This is a genomic window from Planctomonas deserti (assembly GCF_003067705.1).
Classification (GTDB): domain Bacteria; phylum Actinomycetota; class Actinomycetes; order Actinomycetales; family Microbacteriaceae; genus Planctomonas; species Planctomonas deserti.
The window spans coordinates 870,777-889,212 of sequence record NZ_QANL01000002.1 but is presented as its reverse complement, the minus strand read 5'-3'; the positions used below and the strand labels follow the sequence as shown (position 1 = coordinate 889,212).

The 18,436-nt window shown below is 71.3% G+C and carries 21 protein-coding genes; 9 read left to right on the top strand and 12 right to left on the bottom strand.

Annotation, left to right across the window (positions count from 1 at the left end; genetic code table 11):
• Positions 1–13 precede the first annotated feature (13 nt).
• From DAI20_RS10320 to DAI20_RS10300, 5 genes are read right to left on the bottom strand one after another with little or no spacing between them, the layout of a single operon-like run.
• Positions 14–724, bottom strand: coding sequence for a uracil-DNA glycosylase (locus DAI20_RS10320; RefSeq protein ID WP_108250449.1), 711 nt, complete (start codon positions 722–724; stop codon positions 14–16).
• The gene (locus DAI20_RS10315) at positions 721–1,443 is read right to left on the bottom strand and encodes a Type 1 glutamine amidotransferase-like domain-containing protein (RefSeq protein WP_108250448.1); all 723 of its coding nucleotides are present in this window, start codon (positions 1,441–1,443) and stop codon (positions 721–723) included. The genes DAI20_RS10320 and DAI20_RS10315 overlap by 4 nt, the downstream gene beginning before the upstream one ends.
• 37 nt (positions 1,444–1,480) lie before the next feature.
• A complete protein-coding gene (locus DAI20_RS10310; RefSeq protein WP_108250447.1) occupies positions 1,481–2,044 on the bottom strand; it encodes a phosphoribosyltransferase in 564 nt (187 codons plus the stop codon).
• A complete protein-coding gene (locus DAI20_RS10305; RefSeq protein ID WP_108250446.1) occupies positions 2,041–2,244 on the bottom strand; it encodes a hypothetical protein in 204 nt (67 codons plus the stop codon). The genes DAI20_RS10310 and DAI20_RS10305 overlap by 4 nt, the downstream gene beginning before the upstream one ends.
• 40 nt (positions 2,245–2,284) lie before the next feature.
• Complete coding sequence (locus DAI20_RS10300; RefSeq protein WP_108250445.1) at positions 2,285–3,064, bottom strand: SDR family oxidoreductase; 780 nt, start codon at positions 3,062–3,064, stop codon at positions 2,285–2,287.
• 133 nt (positions 3,065–3,197) lie between these two features.
• On the opposite strand from DAI20_RS10300, the gene DAI20_RS10295 reads away from it, so the two are divergent.
• Together DAI20_RS10295 and DAI20_RS10290 are read left to right on the top strand one after the other, a co-directional pair.
• Positions 3,198–4,343: an acyltransferase family protein gene (locus tag DAI20_RS10295; RefSeq protein ID WP_240606008.1), complete on the top strand. Its 1,146-nt coding sequence runs from the start codon at positions 3,198–3,200 to the stop codon at positions 4,341–4,343.
• Between the two features lie 96 nt (positions 4,344–4,439).
• Entirely contained in the window at positions 4,440–5,777 is a 1,338-nt protein-coding gene (locus DAI20_RS10290; protein WP_108250444.1) for a bifunctional o-acetylhomoserine/o-acetylserine sulfhydrylase, read from the top strand.
• 140 nt (positions 5,778–5,917) lie between these two features.
• Here the strand turns inward: DAI20_RS10290 and DAI20_RS10285 are convergent, their stop codons facing one another.
• Positions 5,918–6,931 (bottom strand): RNA polymerase sigma factor, encoded by a 1,014-nt coding sequence (locus tag DAI20_RS10285; protein ID WP_108250443.1) that lies wholly within the window; start codon positions 6,929–6,931, stop codon positions 5,918–5,920.
• Between the two features lie 266 nt (positions 6,932–7,197).
• On the opposite strand from DAI20_RS10285, the gene metX reads away from it, so the two are divergent.
• The 5 genes from metX (at position 7,198) to DAI20_RS10260 (ending at position 12,610) form a co-directional block, all read left to right on the top strand.
• A complete protein-coding gene (gene metX / locus DAI20_RS10280; RefSeq protein ID WP_108250442.1) occupies positions 7,198–8,403 on the top strand; it encodes a homoserine O-acetyltransferase MetX in 1,206 nt (401 codons plus the stop codon).
• A gap of 186 nt (positions 8,404–8,589) precedes the next feature.
• Entirely contained in the window at positions 8,590–9,261 is a 672-nt protein-coding gene (locus DAI20_RS10275) for a response regulator transcription factor (RefSeq protein WP_108250441.1), read from the top strand.
• Positions 9,262–9,500: 239 nt separating this feature from the next.
• Complete coding sequence (locus DAI20_RS10270; protein ID WP_108250440.1) at positions 9,501–10,664, top strand: sensor histidine kinase; 1,164 nt, start codon at positions 9,501–9,503, stop codon at positions 10,662–10,664.
• Positions 10,661–11,902: a hypothetical protein gene (locus DAI20_RS10265; RefSeq protein WP_108250439.1), complete on the top strand. Its 1,242-nt coding sequence runs from the start codon at positions 10,661–10,663 to the stop codon at positions 11,900–11,902. Before DAI20_RS10270 ends, DAI20_RS10265 begins: the two co-directional genes overlap by 4 nt.
• 51 nt (positions 11,903–11,953) lie before the next feature.
• Positions 11,954–12,610: a response regulator transcription factor gene (locus DAI20_RS10260; protein ID WP_108250438.1), complete on the top strand. Its 657-nt coding sequence runs from the start codon at positions 11,954–11,956 to the stop codon at positions 12,608–12,610.
• Between the two features lie 29 nt (positions 12,611–12,639).
• On the opposite strand, the gene DAI20_RS10255 is transcribed toward DAI20_RS10260, so the two are convergent.
• The 3 genes from DAI20_RS10255 to DAI20_RS10245 are packed head-to-tail and all read right to left on the bottom strand — an operon-like array spanning position 12,640 to position 15,628.
• On the bottom strand, positions 12,640–13,920 hold the full coding sequence (locus DAI20_RS10255) for an MFS transporter (RefSeq protein ID WP_108250437.1): 1,281 nt from the start codon (positions 13,918–13,920) through the stop codon (positions 12,640–12,642).
• 59 nt (positions 13,921–13,979) lie between these two features.
• Entirely contained in the window at positions 13,980–14,297 is a 318-nt protein-coding gene (locus tag DAI20_RS10250) for a thiamine-binding protein (RefSeq protein WP_108250436.1), read from the bottom strand.
• A 59-nt stretch (positions 14,298–14,356) separates the two neighbouring features.
• Positions 14,357–15,628, bottom strand: a complete 1,272-nt coding sequence (locus DAI20_RS10245; RefSeq protein ID WP_108250659.1) for a glycosyltransferase 87 family protein — start codon at positions 15,626–15,628, stop codon at positions 14,357–14,359.
• Between the two features lie 150 nt (positions 15,629–15,778).
• Here DAI20_RS10245 and DAI20_RS10240 point away from each other — a divergent pair, with 150 nt between their 5' ends.
• Positions 15,779–16,105 (top strand): DUF7882 family protein, encoded by a 327-nt coding sequence (locus tag DAI20_RS10240; RefSeq protein WP_108250435.1) that lies wholly within the window; start codon positions 15,779–15,781, stop codon positions 16,103–16,105.
• 93 nt (positions 16,106–16,198) lie between these two features.
• Here the strand turns inward: DAI20_RS10240 and DAI20_RS10235 are convergent, their stop codons facing one another.
• The 3 genes from DAI20_RS10235 to DAI20_RS10225 all read right to left on the bottom strand — a co-directional run bounded on the left by DAI20_RS10235 (position 16,199) and on the right by DAI20_RS10225 (position 17,691).
• The gene (locus DAI20_RS10235; RefSeq protein ID WP_108250434.1) at positions 16,199–16,429 is read right to left on the bottom strand and encodes a hypothetical protein; all 231 of its coding nucleotides are present in this window, start codon (positions 16,427–16,429) and stop codon (positions 16,199–16,201) included.
• Positions 16,429–16,755 (bottom strand): DUF7882 family protein, encoded by a 327-nt coding sequence (locus tag DAI20_RS10230; protein ID WP_108250433.1) that lies wholly within the window; start codon positions 16,753–16,755, stop codon positions 16,429–16,431. The genes DAI20_RS10235 and DAI20_RS10230 overlap by 1 nt, the downstream gene beginning before the upstream one ends.
• Positions 16,756–16,848: 93 nt before the next feature.
• On the bottom strand, positions 16,849–17,691 hold the full coding sequence (locus DAI20_RS10225; RefSeq protein WP_438501981.1) for an ADP-dependent NAD(P)H-hydrate dehydratase: 843 nt from the start codon (positions 17,689–17,691) through the stop codon (positions 16,849–16,851).
• An 82-nt stretch (positions 17,692–17,773) separates the two neighbouring features.
• Here DAI20_RS10225 and DAI20_RS10220 point away from each other — a divergent pair, with 82 nt between their 5' ends.
• A complete protein-coding gene (locus tag DAI20_RS10220; RefSeq protein WP_108250431.1) occupies positions 17,774–18,394 on the top strand; it encodes an HAD family hydrolase in 621 nt (206 codons plus the stop codon).
• The last annotated feature ends 42 nt before the right edge of the window (positions 18,395–18,436 follow it).

Sequence of the window (18,436 nt, the reverse complement as noted above, 5' to 3'; positions counted from 1 at the left end):
GATGCGGTCGAGTCTAGTTTCCCGCCGTCGCGGGCGGCAGCGCCCAGTCGACGGGCCGCTCGCCCTGCTCCTCGAGGAGCGCGTTGACCCGGCTGAACGGGCGGGAGCCGAAGAACCCGCGGCTCGCCGACAGCGGGCTCGGGTGCACGGACGTGATGGCGGGGGTGGAGCCGAGCAGCGGCGCGACCGTGCCGGCGTCCTTCCCCCACAGGATCGAGACGAGGGGCCGACCCCGCGCCACGAGCGCGCGGATGGCGAGCTCGGTCACGGCCTCCCACCCCTTGCCGCGGTGGGAGCCGGACGCCCCCGGCTGCACGGTGAGCACCCTGTTGAGCAGGAGCACGCCCTGGCTCCCCCACGCGCTGAGGTCGCCGTGCGCGGGCGGCTCGACGCCGACGTCGTCGCGCAGCTCCCGGTAGATGTTGGCGAGGCTCCGCGGCACCGGCCGCACGTGCGGCTCGACCGCGAAGGCCAGGCCGATGGGGTGGCCGATCGTGGGGTACGGATCCTGCCCGACGATGAGCACGCGCACGGACTCGAACGGGGTGCGGAAGGCCCGCAGGACGTTTGGACCGGCGGGCAGGTAGCCGCGCCCCGCGGCGGCCTCCGCCCGCAGGAAGTCGCCGAGCGCCGAGATGGTGTCCTGCGCGGGCGCGAGCGCCGCCGCCCAGCCGGGGTCGATCTCCCCCGCGTCGGCGAGCTCCGCGAGGCTGCGGGGCGTCATGCCCTCGCTGCCGCCGAACTCACGACGACACCGGACTCTGCGGCGATGACGGTCCAGACGCTCCCGCGCCCGGCCACCCGCAACGGCCCGTCGCCCGCGATGAGCACGGTGCTCTCGTCGACCGCGAGTCCGCCGTCGACGAGGCCCGCCTCCGTGGCCGCGATGAGGCGCGTCAGGGTGCCCCACTGGGCGGCGTGCACGTCGATTGCGACATCGAGCAGGCCGATGCCCTCCTCGATGGTGACCTCCTCGAGCTCCTCGCCCGCCTCCTCGGCGCAGACCTCGACGTCACCGATCTTCCAGCCACCGACGATCGCCCGCTCCGCCGCGATGGCGGCGCCCGCGGAGAAGCCGAGGTACGGCGTGCCGTCGGCGACCTGCCTGCGGATCTCGCCGAAGCGCGGCCGCACGCTTTCCAGGTACGCGGGGGTGAGTCCGCCGGCGACGAGGATGGCGTCGACCTCGGCGAACGCGCTCTGCGGCACCTCGGTGCCCTCGGCCACGAGCACGCTCACGGGCTCGCAGGGGCCGGCCGCGCCGAGAATGGAGTCGAACCGGGCGAAGGTGTCGAGGCCGTCGCCGTCGTGCACGACGATCACCGCGATCCGCGGCACCGAGCGGCCACCGGACACGGCACGGGCGGTCGCCTCCTCGAGGAATGCGCGGTACACGCTTCCGCCGTCGTCAGACCAACCGCCACCGACCAGATGCACACTCACTCGGTCAACGCTAGCCGACGGCGGGCCCCGTATGCCGTCAGTGCGCGGAGAGGTCTCCGGGGACCGCCGTCCGCGCCGCCTCGACGACCGGCTGGGACGACCAGGGGAAGTCGATCCAGCGGTCCGTCTCGCGCCAGGCGTAGTCCGGGGTGAGGATGGTGCGGGGCTTCGTGTACAGCGTGACGCTGCGCACCTCGGCCGACATGCCGGAGAGCAGGTCGACGACCATCGCGAGCGTCCTGCCCGAGTCCGACACGTCGTCGACGAGCAGCACGCGACGCCCGTCGAGGGCGGGCGCGTCGAGCATGGGCGGCAGCAGCACGGGCTCCGGAAGCCGCTCGTCAACGCCCGTGTAGAACTCGACGTTCAGGCTGCCGCAGCTCTTCGTGCCGAGGGCGTAGGCGAGCGACCCGGCGAGCAGCAGCCCCCCGCGGGCGATCGCGATGACGAGATCGGGCCGGTAGCCGCTCTCGGCGATGCGGGTGGCCAGCTCGCGGGACGCGTCGCCGAAGCCGTCCCAGCTGAGAACCTCCCGCGGCGCGGCGGCTGCGTCGGTCGTGGCCGGGTCCGGCTGACCCGCGGGCGGGGCCTCCGCCGTCACGAGTAGTCGGCGCTCGGGATGCCGCCCGGGCGGTAGACCGCGCCCTCGGCCTCGGCGTCGAGCTCCCAGACCATCTCCTGGCCGTCCTCCCCCGACGGGCGGACGAAGCTCCTCTGCGGCTCACCGGCGACGAGCTCGAGCTCGATGCTCTCCGTGCCGTCGGGTCCCACCAGCTGTGCCGTGTACGTGGTTTCACTCATGGTCCGACCCTACGCCGGGGTCCCCGCCGGGCGCTCGGACTCAGCCGCGAACTCGCAGCTCACCCTTCGCGAGCTTGTGCGGGGCGGCCTGCGCGACCGGCTTGATCGTGATCAGGTCGAGGTTCACGTGACCGGGAAGCTCGAGCGCGTGCACGATCGACTCCGCGACGTCCTCGGCGGACAGCGGGTCGGGCACGTCGCGGTAGACCGCGTCCGCGCGCTCCCGGTCGCCACCGAAGCGCACGAGCGAGAACTCCTCCGTGTGCACCTGGCCCGGGGCGACCTCGATCACCCGGATCGGCTCGCCGTTCAGCTCGAGCCGCAGCACGGCGACGAGCGCGTGCTCGGCGAACTTGGCGGCGTTGTACCCGCCGCCGCCCTCGTACGCCACGTGACCGGCGATGGACGTGACGGTGAGCAGATCCGCGTGGCCGCCCTCCGCGACGGAGGCGCGCAGCGCGGGGAGCAGCGCGCTCGTGACCCGCTTGGTGCCGATGACGTTGACGTCGTACATCCGCAGCCAGTCCTCTGCCGACCCCGCCTCGACCGTGTCGAGGCCGAACGCGCCACCCGCGTTGTTGACGAGCGCGTTCGCGCCGCCCGTGCTCTCCACGAACGCGCGGAGGGCGTCGACGTCGGCCTGGTCGGTGATGTCCGCGGCGAAGACGTCGCAGCCGGTCTCCTCGGCCAGCCCGGCCAGCCGGTCCTCGCGCCGGGCGACCCCGACGACGCTCCAGCCGCGCTCGCGGAACAGGCGCACCGTCGCGGCGCCGATCCCCGAGCTCGCACCGGTGACAACGACCCGTCTGACATCTCCCACGGCAACTCCTTGTTCGAGGGCGGCAGGCGACCGCCTCCGGCCCGGCCCGCTCCCACCGTACCGAGCGCACGGCGAGGCGTGCGCCGGACACCGCCGCCCGCGCGGGGCGCCCACGCCGCCCTATGCTTGCCGCGTGAGCGAACCCGCGACGAACGCCCCCGGTGCGTTCGGCACCGAGGAGCTCGCCGCGCCCGACGCGAAGAAGCGCGTGCGCGTGCCGTTCTGGGACAACGCCCGCTTCCTCTGCGTGATGCTCGTCGTCATCGGGCACGGCATCCAGCGCCAGACCATTGACTCCGACAACGCGCTCGCGGTCTACCTCGTGCTCTACGCCTTCCACATGCCGGCGTTCGCCATCATCAGCGGCTACTTCAGCAAGTCCGGCCCGCCGACGGGGCGCGGCATGAAGCGGGTGATCACCGACATCCTGCTGCCGTACTTCATCATGGAGACGATCTGGACGGTCGTGCAGTGGCTGGTCGAGGGGAAGACCGACGTCAACCTCACGAAGCCGTCCTGGACCCTCTGGTTCCTGCTCGCGCTCGGCATCTTCCGGCTCGTCCTGCCCTACCTGGCGCTCGTGCGCTGGCCGCTGTTCTGGGCGGTCCTCCTGTCGATCGGGGTCGGCTACCTGACAAACGTCGACAACACGTTCTCGCTCTCCCGCACGATCGGCATCCTGCCGTTCTTCGTGCTGGGCTGGAAGCTCAACGACTGGCACCTCGTCGATCGGTGGCGGTTCGCCGAGCGCGCCGTCTGGTGGATCCGGGCCGCCGCCATCGCCGCCCTCGCCGCCTGGGGCGTCGTCGTCTACGTCTTCATCGACACCTGGCGCGAGATGGACCTGCGCTTCTGGTTCTTCTATGACGACAACTACAAGGTGCTCGGTGAGGACCAGTGGTACGCGGGCCTGCTGCGGCTCGCCTTCATCCTGCTCGCGGTGCTGCTCAGCTTCGCGTTCTTCGCGCTCGTGCCGCGATCGAACACGTGGATCACGGCCTTCGGCCAGTCCACGATGTACGTGTACCTCCTGCACAGCTTCGTGCTCTACCCCATCCGCGAGTCCGATGTGCTGCGCGGCGACAACTCGAACGCGACGGCGCTGATCAGCATGATCCTCGCCTGCGTCGGCATCTCCATCCTGCTGTCGGGACCGTGGGTTCGGCGGGTGTTCCGGCCGCTCGTCGAGCCCCGGCCTCGCTGGCTGTTCGTCGAGGCCGACGACTCCCCCGCCCGGTCCTCGCGCACCGACCCGACGGGATCTCGCCGGGACCGGTGACACCACGCGTTACGCGGTGTGTCCTGGTCCGTTGACGCTCGCCGCGGCCGTCCTTAGTGTCGAGCGAGACCCGATCGAGGACAAGGAAGTGCGTAGATGAGCGACAACGCGGCAACCGACAAGGCCGACTGGAAGTTCGAGACCAAGCAGATTCACTCCGGAGCCGCGCCGGACCCGGTGACGAACGCCCGCGCGACGCCGATCTACCAGACCACCTCCTACGTCTTCCGGGACGCCGAGCACGCGCAGAACCTCTTCGCGCTCACCGAGTTCGGCAACATCTACACGCGCATCCAGAACCCGACGCAGGCCGTGGTCGAGGAGCGCGTCGCCGCGCTCGAGGGCGGCACGGCCGCCCTGCTCGTCGCGTCCGGGCAGGCCGCCGAGACCTTCGCGGTCCTGAACCTCACCCAGGCGGGCGACCACATCGTCTCTTCCTCCTCCATTTATGGGGGCACGTACAACCTCTTCAAGTACACGCTCGCCCGTCTCGGCATCGAGACGACATTCGTCGAGAACCAGGACGACCCCGAGGAGTGGCGCCGCGCCGTGCGGCCCAACACGAAGCTGTTCTTCGCCGAGACGATCGGCAACCCCAAGATCAACGTGCTCGACATCCGCACCGTCGCCGACGTCGCGCACGAGAGCGGTGTGCCGCTGATCGTGGACAACACCATCGCGACGCCCTATCTCATCCGCCCCTTCGAGCACGGCGCGGACATCGTCGTGCACTCCGCGACCAAGTTCCTGGGCGGCCACGGCACCGTGATCGGCGGCCTCGTCGTGGACGGCGGCCGGTTCCCGTGGTCGCAGCACGCGGACCGGTTCCCCGGCCTCACGACCCCGGACCCCTCGTACCACGGCGTCAACTACGTCGAGGCGCTTGGCGACGGCCTGGCCTACATCATCAAGGCCCGGGTGCAGCTGCTGCGCGACCTCGGCGCCTCCATCGCGCCGGCCAGCGCCTGGCAGCTGATCCAGGGCATCGAGACGCTCAGCCTCCGCATCGAGCGTCACGTGCAGAACGCGCAGCACGTCGCCGAGTGGCTCGACGCCCACGACGACATCGCGACGGTCTACTACGCGGGCCTGCCGTCGAGCCCCTGGTACGCGGCGGCGAACCGCTACGCGCCGAAGGGCGTCGGCGCCGTGCTGTCCTTCGAGCTTAAGGGCGGGGTGGACGCCGGCCGCGCGCTCGTCAACAACCTCTCGCTGTTCAGCCACCTCGCCAACATCGGTGACGTGCGCAGCCTGGTGATCCACCCGGCCTCCACGACGCATTCCCAGCTCACGCCCGAGCAGCAGCTCACCTCGGGCGTTACGCCCGGGCTCGTGCGGCTCTCCGTCGGGCTGGAGAACATCGACGACATTCTGGCCGACCTCACCGCCGGCCTCGCGGCGGCCCGGGCGACCGTCGAGGCGTCGCGCGTCTGATCCGCCCCGCGGTCTGGTCCCCCACGTGGGCTCCGCCCCGCTGCGGAGGCCACATGGAAACGGGAAACGGTCCCCGAGCCGCCTGGCTCGGGGACCGTTTCCCTGGGTGTCGCTGTGCGCGCCGCCGCCGGCGCCCCGTGTCAGTCCTCGAGGTACTCGTGCGCCGCGATCGAGCGCAGGTGAGCGATCGTCTTCAGCTCCACCTGACGGATGCGCTCGCGGGTGACCCCGTAGAGCATGCCGATCTGCTCGTACGTCTTCGTCTGCCCGTCCCCGAAGCCGAAGCGGAGGGTGAGGATCTCCCTCTCCCGGGTGGGCAGGGACTCCATCAGGGTGGCGACGTGCTGGTTCAGCATCTTCGCCGTCACGGAGTCCAGGGGCTGGATGGTGTCGGTGTCCTCGATGATGTCGCCGAACTCGCCGTCGCCCTCGTCGCCGAGGGCGGAGTGCAGGGAGAGGGGGTCGCGGCCGCGGTCGCGGAGGTCCTTGACCTTCTCGACGGGGAGGTCGACCTCCTTGGCCACCTCCTCGATCGTGGCGTCGCGGCCGAGCTCCATGCGCAGCTCCCGCTCCATGCGGGCGATCTTGTTGATCAGCTCGACCGTGTGCACGGGGATGCGGATCGTGCGGGACTGGTCGGCCAGCGCCCGGGCGATGGCCTGACGGATCCACCAGGACCCGTAGGTCGAGAACTTGAACCCGGTGGTGAAGTCGAACTTCTCCACCGCCCGGACCAGGCCCATGTTGCCCTCCTGGATCAGGTCCATGAACGGCATGCCGCGGCCGGTGTAGCGCTTGGCGATGCTGACGACCAGGCGCAGGTTCGCGCTGACCAGGTTCTCCTTCGCGACCGCGCCGTCGTGCGCGAGCCACTTCAGGTCTCGGCGCAGCTGGTCGTCGAGATCGGTCTCGGTGTCGAGCTTCTCCTGCGCGAACACGCCGACCTCGATCCGCTTCGCCAGCGAGACCTCCTCCTCGGCCGTCAGCAGCGGCACCTTCGACAGCTGCCGCAGATAGTCCTTCACCGGGTCGAGGGAGGCGCCGAGGATGAATCCGGCGCGCTGCTCGATCTCGTCGTCGTCGTTGAGCGCGATCCGCAGAGGGGCCTCGCCCTTCGTGGTCTTCGTTCCTGTTGCGTCATCGATGATCGTCATCAGATTCCCTCCATACCGGCGCGATCCACGGCCGACCGGTCCAACTCGACCCCTGGGCCGTCCCCCGTTCGGGGGCCAGTGACTTGACTGTAGTTCCAATCCATAACGATCGTCATTTACATTCCGAGGCTTGACACCGGGCCGGAAACGACCTACACGGGTACGCGCACCGATGCCCCGGCACCCGGCCTCCCTGTCCCCGCGGGAATCGGGCACGGCGTAACACTTCTCCGGGCCGTATGCGCTTCTGCTCTACTTGACTCACCATGGACTGGCAGATCTCCGAAGACACGGTTCCGTCGAGCTTTGTCACGGACGCCCAGGTGCGATCGCTGCTCGGCAAGCCTCCGGCGAGCGGCGCGTGGCGCGAGGGCGACCCGATCTTCGAGCGGCGCTTCGCCCCGATCGGGCGCTTCCGGTTCGATCGCGGCGACGAGCTGCCCGCCGTGCGCGTCGCCTACGAGACCTGGGGCGAGCTCTCCCCCGAACGGGACAACGCGGTGCTCGTGCTGCACGCACTCACGGGGGACGGCCACGTCGTCGGACCCGCCGGCCCGGGTCAGCCCACCGCGGGCTGGTGGTCCGGGATAGTGGGGCCGGGCAAGGCCATCGACACGGACCGCTGGTTCGTGGTCGCGCCGAACATGCTCGGCGGCTGCCAGGGCACGACCGGTCCCGCCTCGCTCGCGCCGGACGGGCGCGAGTGGGGCCCGCGATTCCCCTACGTCACCATCCGCGACCAGGTACGCGCGCAGATCGCGTTCTCCGACGCGATCGGCATCGACCGCTGGGCGGCCGTCATCGGCGGCTCGATGGGCGGCATGCACGCGCTCGAGTGGGGCATCCTCGCTCCCGACCGGGTGGAGCGGCTCGCCGTGCTCGCCGCGCCGCCGAGGTCGAGCGCCGACCAGATCGCCCTGAACTCCGTGCAGGCGCAGGCCGTGCGGATCGACCCTCAGTTCCGTGGCGGCGAGTACTACGACGCCCCCGACGGCGAGGGGCCGCACCTCGGCCTCGCGCTCGCCCGCCGCATGGCGCTGCTCAACTACCGCAGCCCGAGCGAGCTCAACGACCGGTTCGAGCGCTCCTGGCAGAGCGGCATCAGCCCGCTCGGCGGCGAGGGGCGCTTCGCGGTCGAGTCCTACCTCGACTTCCACGGCAACCGCTTCACGCGGCGCTTCGACGCGAACAGCTACCTCCGGCTGGTCGACTCCATGAACTCCCACGACGTGGGCCGGGATCGCGGCGGCGTCGCGCGCGCGCTCGCCGGCATCACGGCGCGGACCCTCGTGCTCGGCATCGACAGCGACCGCCTGTTCCCCGTGCCCGACCAGGAGGTGCTCGCCCGTTACATCCCGAGCACTCTGGACGGCGACGAGCCCGCGGTGATCACGAGCGCGTTCGGACACGACGGCTTCCTCATCGAGGACGACGCCGTGGGGCACCACCTCGGACGCCTTCTCGCGACCTGAGCCCCCGAACAGCCCCCGAACGGGGGCGGATGCACCTGTACGGGGGGCAGGCGTGCGCCCCAGTACAGGGGTGAAACGCCCTGTCGCGCCCCCGCGCGCCCCCGTTCGTTCCTAGTATTTCGCCAGACCCCGCAATTCCTGGCACGGGGGGTGCCGGAATGCGGGCGAAGAGAACTGGATCGGTCGATGACCCGCACGTCCCTCAGCGCCCCTGCGCCCGCCCGTCTCCGCGTCGCAATCGTGGACGACCATCAACTCCTGCTCGACGGGCTGAGCGCCCGGCTGGCGAAATCGCGCAGCGGCATCGACGTCGCCGTGATGACGACGTCGTGGCGGGGACTGCTGGCCAGTGAGGCGTTCCCGACAGACATCGTCGTGCTCGACCTGAACCTCGAGGACGACATCCCGATCGGCGTGAAGATCCGCGCGATCTCCGCCGCCGGCGCCAAGACCATCGTCATCAGCAGGCACGCCGACACCGCGTCCATCCGCGGCGCGATCCGCGCCGGCGCCATCGCCTTCGTGCCGAAGAGCGAGTCCGCCGCCGAGCTGCTCGAGGCCATCCGCGCGGCCGCCGTCGACCGCCAGCGCCACTCGCCGGTCGTGCAGCGCGCGCTGACCGACGGCGCGTCCGACGTCGACCCCGGCCTCGGCCGGCAGGAGATGCGCGCGCTCGTGCTCTACGCGGCGGGCCGGTCGATCCGGCAGGTCGCCGAGGACATGGAGACCACGCAGGAGACCGTCAAGTCCTACATCAAGCGGGCCCGGCGCAAGTACCTCGCCGTGGGCATCGACCTCGGGTCCAAGCTCCTGCTGCGCCGCCACGCGGTGCGCCAGGGCTGGATCACCCCCGAGTGACCGCGGCGGCCCCGTTGGGGGGATACCTCAACGGGGCCGCCTCCTCCGCTTCACGGGGCGTCATACCGGGCGGATTTCCCCAATGCAGTAACCGGATCGGCGGTTTCCCGCCTAAGATGCTCGGTGGGGGATCGGTCATTTTTTTGACGCTTGTGGAGCCCCCGCGGGGGGTCAGGCTTCGATGCACGCATCGGCCACTTCCCGCTTCCCTATTCACGCGAGCGAGTGGCCGAGGACGAATGGAACGGATCCTGCGGGAGCGCGACCTTCTGCTCCAACGGACGGCGCGGGTGTTCGGACACGGCTTCACCGCGCTCGCGCTCCTGCTGCTGGTACTGCCCGGCGCGATCGAACCGGGCACGCTCGTGCTCACGCTGCCGCTCTTCGCCCTGCTCGCCTACAGCCAGTACCGCATCTCCATCGGGTCCTGGCTGCCCTGGGCCGTGCTGACGAACGCGAGCGCCGTCTCCATCGTGATGCTCCTCAGCCTGCGGCCGGAGAGCGGGCCGACGCTCGCCGGGATGCTCGCCGCGGCGATGCTCGCCGGTGGCTCCACGTCCTCCATCGCCATCGCCTCGAAGCCCCGCACCTGGCGGAACGCCGTCGTCGCGGTGGCGTTCCTCGTCTCCGTGGCCCTCACCCTCTTCGTCACCTCCGGCACCGGCTACACCACGCCGCTGCTCGCGTTCGTGCTCTTCGTCTGGGTCGCCGCGTTCCTCATCGGCTCCTGGCTGAGTGCCAGCCTGCGCCGCGCGTCGCGGCGCATCGCCAACATCGGCCGCGCCCACCGGGCCGAGCGGCAGGCCAGCGAGACGGAGGCGCAGCGCCGGCAGGGCGCCCGGCTGCTCCACGACACCGTGCTCGCGACGCTGACGCTCCTCGCACACTCCGGCTACGGCGTCTCCGAGGCGGCGCTCCGCCAGCAGGCGAGCGACGACGCCCGGCTGCTGCGCCAGCTGCGGCTCGGCGCGACCCCGGCCCCGCAGGCGTCCGGGGACTACACGCTCGAGCCCGTCACGGAGTCGGTGCTCGGCAACACGCTCGAGAACGTAAAGCAGCGCTTCGGACGGATGGGCCTCGAGGTCAGCTGGCACGGCACCGGGCAGGTGCTCCTGCCGAGCGAGATCCTCGACGCCTTCCTGCTCTCGCTCGCTGAGTGCCTGGAGAACGTGCGCCGCCACTCCGGCGTCACCGTGGCGCACGTCACCATCACCGACGATGACACCACGGTGCGCGCCATGGTCACCGACTCCGGCGTCGGCTTCGAGATCGGCGACATCGACACGCAGAAGCTCGGCTTCAAGGAATCCGTCGTCGCCCGGCTCCGTGACGTCGGCGGCAACGCCCGCCTGTTCTCGGCCCCGGGCTCCGGCACGACCGTCGTTCTGGAGGTGCCGAAGTGACATCGGCGATAGAGGAGAACACGCTCGGCGGCATCGCCGGGATCCAGAGCAGGCGCACGAGGCCGATCAAGACCGCGGGAAGCCGACCCGCCTCCGTCGGCACGGACTACCTGGGCTTCGGCACCGCCCTGATCTTCCTGCTCATCGTGGCGTGCGGCCTCGTCCAGTTCGTCATCCAGCTCGACAACCACCCCGATGCGGGGCTCACCGTCGGGGCATGGATCCTGCTGATCGGCGTCGGACTCGTCGCCGCATCCTTCGTCGGCCGCAACTCCTCCCGCCTGCCCAACTGGGCGTTCGCGGCCCTGCTCGCCGGCCTGGCCGGCGCGGTCGCGCTCGACCTCATCGCCGTGCTGCCCCAGGAGGACATCGGGCGCTTCGGCACCGCCTCCGTCTCGGTCGGCGGCGTGCTCGTGCTGCTCGTCACTCTGCGGCGCTCCCGGGAGATCATCACCGCCGCGGCGGTCGTCGCGGCCGTGCTCGTCGGGGCGATGCTGCTCACCCGGCCCGGGGACCTGACCCCCGACGATCCCGCCCTCGCCGCCCTCGTGGTCGCGGTCGCCCGCGTCATGTTCCCCGCCGTCGTCGGCGTCGTCGTGGTCACGGGTTTCCGGCGCATCGTGCAGATCGAGCTCGACCGGGTGCAGGTGCAGAGCACGGTGTCCGCCCCGCGCTTCGCTGTCGGCATGCTCGCCTCCGAGGAGCTCGCCCGGCTCGACCTCGCCGCCGAGCGCCTGCTCGAGGACGTCGCGACCGGGGCGGAGCCGCTCCCCCTGTCGCCGCAGACGGCATCCACCGCGGCCTCGCTCGCGACGGAGCTGCGCCTGCACCTCATCGAGGGCAGGCGGGAGACCTGGCTGCACCACGCCATCAGCGAGTCCGAGTTCCTCGGCCCGTCCGTGCGGCTCGTCGATCCCGGCGCCCTCGCGGGGCTGATGCACCCCCGCCAGCGAGACGGGCTGCTGTCCGCGGCGTGGCTCCTGCTCACGAGCAGCACCCGGCAGGGCGTCACCGTGCAGCTCACGCTCGGTCCGATCAAGCACCCCGCCCCGGGCACGAACATCGACCGCAAGGTCGTCCTGCCCATCGTCATCGGCACGACGGGCATCCCGCGCAAGCGCGTCAACCCGTCGCTGTGGGAGGCGCTCGGCAAGGTCGGCTCCCACGTCGTCCAGGTCAAGGACGGCAGCATCCGCGTCGAGATCGACTGCATCGTCGGCAACCCCGCAGACCAGTAGGCACAGCGCTTCCTCGGACACCACTTCACAGCATCAGGACGAAGGACTCACATGGCATCCCCCACCGAACGCATTCGACTGGCGATCGTCGACGATCACAAGATGCTCCTCGGGGCGCTGACCGAATGGATCCGCAACGCCGCGACCGACATCAACATGGTGGCCGCCGTCTCGACCTGGCCGGAGCTGCTGACGCACCCGGAGTTCCCCGTCGACGTCGTGCTCCTCGACCTCGACCTCAAGGACAACATCCCGATCTCGCTGAAGCTGTCGACCCTGCGCACGACGGGGGTGAAGACGGTGCTCATGAGCACGTACTCGGAGCCGGCCGTCGTGCGCGAGGCCCTCGCGTCCGGAGCGCTCGGCTACCTCGTGAAGAGCGAGGACGCAAGCATGATCGTCGACGCGATCCGCCTGGCCAACGTCGGCTCCTCGTACATCTCGAGCGAGCTCGACCTCGCCATCAACGCGACGGATGTCGGCGGTGTGCCCAAGCTCAGCGCGCAGGAGCGCCGGGTCATGGCCCTGTACGGCGGCGGCGAGCCCGTGAAGTCGGTCGCCTACCAGCTCGGCATCTCCGAGGAGACGGCGAAGTCCTACCTGAAGCGCATCCGCGAGAAGTACCGGGTCGCGGGCTTCGACGTCGGCACGAAGGTGGCGCTGCGGAAGCGCGCGATCCAGGACGGCATCCTGCTGCAGACCGACTAGCGCCCGTCACCTCCCATCGGGGCCGCGGCTCAGCCCTGCGCGGGCACCGGCTGCGTGCGCGGACGCGGGTCGGTGCCGATCCTCGCGGGGCGCGCGGCGGGCCGGTCGAGCGAGAAGCTGACGGCCGCCAGCGCGACGCCGACGACGCTCATGGCGAGGCCGATCCACACCGGCGCCAGGTAGCCGAAGCCCGCGGCGACGCCGACGCCGCCGAAGAAGGCGCCCGACGCGTTGCCAATGTTGAGCGACGGGTGGTTCAGCGCCGCCGCGATGGACTGGCTGTCCTTCGCCACGTCCATGAGCCGCACCTGGATGCTGGGGCTCAGCGCGGAGGCGGATGCGCCCACGAGGAAGACGAACACGAGCAGGCCGGGCAGCGTCGACGCGGTCAGCCCGAGGCCGACGAGCGACACGATCATCGCGCCGAAGAAGACGAAGATCGAGCGCCGGGTCCCCCGGTCGGCGTACCAGCCGCCCACGAAGTTGCCGACGGTCATCCCGACGCCGCAGACGACGAGCGTCACCGGCACGAGCTCGAGGCCGAGGCCGGTGACCTCGGTCACGATGGGCGACACGAAGGTGTACACGGCGAACAGCCCGCCGAACCCGACGGCGCCGATGAGCAGCGCCCACCACACCTGGCCGCGGGCGAACACCCGCAGCTCGGAGCGCACGCTCGCGCCCGCATCCCCGGGCTGGAGCGGCACGCTCACCCAGACGGCCGCGAAGGTGGCCGCGAAGATCGCGGCCACCAGCAGGTAGGAGAGGCGCCAGCCGGACGTCTGGCCCACCCAGGTGATGATGGGCACGCCGATCACGTTCGAGATCGTCAGGCCGGACAGGACGAAGGCGACGCCGCGCGCACGCTTGCCCTCCCCCATCAGCGACGCGGCCACGAGCGACGCGATGCCGAAGTACGCCCCGTGCGGGAGGGCGGCGAGGAACCGGGCGGCGAGCACCAGCTCGAACGTCGGAAGCACGGCGGACAGGATCGTGCCGAGCGTGAACGCGGCGAGCAGGCACAGCAGCAGCTGCTTGCGGGGCCAGCGGGTGGCTGCCGCGGCGATGGTCGGGGCGCCGACGACGACGCCGAGCGCGTAGGCCGAGATCAGGAGACCCGCCTTCGCGTTCGCCGCCTCCGGGGACGCGGCGTAGGCGTCGGGCAGCAGATCGGCCGCGATCGTCGGCAGGAGACCCATGGCCACGAACTCGGTCGCGCCGATGCCGAATCCACCCAGGGCGAGCGCGAGGAGGGCACAACGAATACGGGCCGAAGACAACGTCGTCGGCCCCGAGGAGGGGGGATTCACCCGACAAGCCTAATCGCCGTGGGCGGCGGCGCCGGCCGTGCCGGAGTGCGGGACGGGCGCTAGGCCCCGCTCGCGCCCTCCTCGAGCGCGCGCTCCAGGCGCTCCAGCTTCCCGGTGAGCTCACCCGTGCGCCCCGGGCGGATGTCCGCCTTCAGCACCAGGGACACGCGCGGGCCGAAACGGCCGACAGCCTCGGTGGCGCGGCGGACGACGTCGAACACCTCGTCCCAGTCGCCCTCGATGGTCGTGAACATCGCGTCCGTGTGGTTGGGCAGGCCGGACTCGCGCACGATCCGCACCGCCGCCGCGACCGCGTCGTGCACGGACGCGTCCGGCGACTCTCCCCCACTCGGTGCTACTGAGAATGCGACAAGCATGCGATACCCCTTCTCCACCTCGGCCACTGCGCAGGCACCGCGAGGAGGGGGGACGCGGGTCACACCCCTTCGCGCTGCACGGCGACGCGCTCGCCGAGGAGCGACCGCGCCCTCCCAGCCTTCCACAGCTCGGCGACGGCCCAGCCGAGCAGCACGAACCACAGGGCGTTCCGGAGCGTGAGCACGGTGAGGAGGGCGGGCGACAGCTCGAGCAGCATCCCGTACAGCACCGGGTAAACGACCTGGGTGAGCAGGGCGAGCACGAGGCCGAGCACCGCGGGCACGGCGAAACGGCGTCCGCGGGCGATCAGGCCGAGCACGATCGGCGCGGCGATCCAGCAGGTGAACTGCGGGGAGCCGACCTTGTGGAAAGCGATGAGTGCGACGACGAGCGCGAGGGCGAGCACGGGCAGCAGGTCGCGGGCCGCCGCGCCCCGGCGGGTGGCGCGGACGCCGAGCAGGATGACCAGGAGCACGGCGATCGCCTGCAGCGGCGTCATGAGCGCGCTGGCGAGGTCGACGCCCGTTCCGCGCACCTGGAACGTGAGCAGCTCGCGGTCGTAGTAGATGGCGGCGCTCCCCCCGGCCTGGGCGAGCCACAGCCAGGGCGTGCTGACCGGGGACTCGATCTGCAGGCCGCGACCGGTCTGCTGGGTCACGAAGCTCAGCACGTTGCCTCCGCTGCCGAGCGCGAGGGCGACGAGCACGACGAGGGCCGACACGCCCGCCGCGGCGGCGAGGAAGCGGCGGCGGGTGCCGAACGCGACGAGCGCCGCCCCGACGAGCGCGGCGGGCCACACCTTGACCCACGCGCCCACCGTGAGCAGAGCGGTCGCGAGCGCGGGGCGGGTGGCGAGGAGGAGCAGCCCCGTAATGGCGAGCGGCACCGTGAGCGCGTCGACGCGGCCGAGGGCGATCGGGCCGAGCAGCGCGAGGAAGGCGATCCACCAACAGGCGGCGCGGGTCCGCGCCGGCCGCGGCCCGCTGACCGTGCGCCCGGCGTGCAGCAGCACGGCGAACGCGCAAGCGTCGGCGGCGATCGCGATCAGCATCCAGGTCGCGGCGTAGGCGTCCCAGCCCAGCGCGGCCGCGGCGAGCATGGGCGGAAGCGCGAGGATCGGATAGACGAACGGCGTGTCGATGCCGACGACGGTGCCGCCGATCGACTGCTGCGCCCAGCCGAAGTACACGCGGCGGATGTCGCCGATCGGGTTGGAGGTGCGATCGAACAGGTTGAACGCGGCGATGGCGAGGTGCACGAGCAGGAACGCCGACCACAGCGTCGCGGGATGCGCCGCGGCACGCTGCAGTGCTTCCCCGGCGGACCTCATCGGCACGACTCTACCGGCGGGAGAAGCCGGTCGAGACGATCCTTCCGCGGACGGGGGCGGTCACGCTCCCCCAGCGGAGGCGCGGTTCCTGCTAGAACTGAGTGACGGCCCGTGGCGACTCTGTGCCCCGGTCTAGTGAGAGGTGCGTCCATGGGAAGACTGGTCTACGGGCAGCGGGGTTTCGAGATCCCCATCGACGACCGTCCGCTCGCTCATCTGCAGGTGGTCATGGGCTCCAAGCTCCGCCGCAACGAGAGCTTCTTCTTCTCCTGGACGAACGGCCTCGCCGGGGGCTCCGGCCGGGGCACCGCCTGGATCCAGCCGGCCATCCCCCTGCTCTTCCTCTACTCGGGCAACACCGCGCCGCAGTTAAACCGCGACTGGCTGGAGAAGCTGCTCGAGCTGGCCAATAGCCCGCAGGGCCTGCACATCGTCGACGAGCCCGGGGCGCCGCACATCTCGGCTGACGCGTCCTAGCCCCGCTCGCACTTCACCCCGCACGCACTTCCGCGGGAGCCTCGACGCCAGGTCTCCGCCGGTCGCCTGGTCGATGTCGTCCCCGGTGGCGGCTCAGTCCTCGGTGAGCGGCGACGTGCCGCCCGTGAGCGCCTGCGTCACGGCGAACGGGATGCCGGGCGCGATGAGCAGGTGGGCGGGCGTGTACTCGCCCTCCCCGCGCTGCACCTCGAGCCAGTGGAGCGACCCCGATCGCAGCGCCTCCTCGATCTCCGCGCGGACGGAGTCGGCATCGCGATTGCCGATCGAGTACAGCTGGCTGTCGTAGATGATCTCGACGCGCATCACAGCTCGCTCTCGGTCCCGTTTGCGCCGCTGGTGGGTTCGCGCACGATCTGCAGTCCGGTCGCCGTGTTCGCGGTCGCGAGCAGGGCCTCGATCCAGAGCCGGTTCAGGGCGGGCGGCTTGCCGCCGTAGTAGCGGTAGTAGAGCGGCACGCTGTCCTGGATCCAGATCGTGCTGCGCCCGTCACCCGCCTTGGGGTCGTCGCGCCAGCTGAAGTAGAAGGACTCGCCGCGGCGCAGCTTCATGCCGATCACGACCTGCAGGTGGGCGAGGAGGCGGTCGTCGAACTCCACCGTGAGATGCGAGTCGTACGTCAGCTTGCCCATTCGTTCACCTTCCTGCTCGAAGACACCCTACTCATGCCCCGCACCATCGGAGTTTCCGCCTCCCCCGGTTCCCCCACCTCGTGCCGGGTCCGGTCATCCGCTCGCGAGCAGCGTTGCGATCACCGCCGGGGCCGCCTCGGCGATGTCGAGGGCGACGAGCGGACCGCCCGCCGACGCCAGGGCACCGGCGCGCCCGTGCACGAGGGCCGCCGATGCGGACACCCGGGCGAGCGCGGCGGGGTCGGCTGAGATGCGGTCAGCGGCGGCGGCCACCATGGCGCCCAGGATCCCGGCGAGCACGTCCCCGGACCCCGCGGTGGCCAACCAGGCCGGCCCGGCGAGCACGCGGATCCGGGTCTCCGGTCCCACGACGTAGGTGGTGTGGCCCTTCAGCAGCACGGTCACGCCGAGCGTCGCCGCGGCGCGCTCCGCCCAACCGGCCGCGTCCGCGGCGACGTCCTCCGCCGTCACGTCCTCCCCCGCGGCGGTCAGCACGGTGGCGAGCTCCCGGTAGTGCGGGGTGATGACGGCGGGGCCGCCGACCCGGCCGACGAGGTCGAGCGCGCCCGCGTCGATCACCGTCGGCACACCCTGCCCCAGCGCACGCAGGAGCCCCTCGGTCGCCTCGTCGGAGCGTGACTTCGCGTCCATGCCGGAGCCGAGCACCCACGCCTGCACCCGGCCGTCCGCCGTCACCGCCTCGGGCCGCCGCTGCAGCACGAGGTCCGCCGCCCGCTCGGGCCCGAGGTAACGCACCATCCCGGCCCCCGCGCGGGCGGCCGCCTCGACGCCGAGCACCGCGGCGCCCGGGTACATGGCCGATCCGGTCATGATGCCCACGACGCCCCGCGTGTACTTGTCGTCGCCCGGCACGGGCGGCCGCAGATCGGCCCGCGCGTCCGCCTCGGACCAGGAGCGCCAGTCGGTGCCGCTCACCGCCCCGCCGCCCCCGGGATGCGGGTTAGGAGGTCTGAGGGGCATCCGGAGTGCGTCATGACCCTCACGATAGGTTGAAGACGTGACCCTCCGCATCCCCGACCGAGTCGTCCTGTTCGACTACGGCGAGGTGATCTCGCACGGGCCGAGCGCCGCGGACCGGGCCGAGTTGCTGCAGCTCGCCGCCGTCCACGCCGACGCGTTCTGGCCGGAGTACTGGCGCGACCGCGGGCTGCTCGACCAGGGTCGCATCGACGCGGCGGAGTACTGGGGCCGGATGGGCCGCCGGCTCGGCGCGACGTGGCCGCCCTCGCGCATCCATGCGCTCTGGGTGGCGGACTTCCGCAGCTGGCTGAGCGTCAACGGCGAGGTCTTCGACGTGCTGCACGAGCTCCACGAGGGCGGCACGCGCCTTGCCCTGCTCTCCAACGCGGGCTTCGACTACGGCAGTTACTTCCGGTACGGCCCGATGGCCCGCTTCTTCGAGCGCTTCTTCGTGAGCGCGGAGCTCGACCTCGTGAAGCCGGATCCCGCGATCTACCGGCACGTGCTCGGCGAGCTGGGAATAACGGCGGACCGGGCGCTCTTCGTAGACAACAAGGAAGAGAACGTGGCCGGGGCCGAGTCTGTCGGGATCGCCGGTCACGTGTTCGTCACCGCTGATGGCCTGCGCGAGTTCCTCGCCTCCCACGCCGTCGCCTGATCGACGGCGGCCAGGGCGCACCGACACGCGCGGCCACCGAGT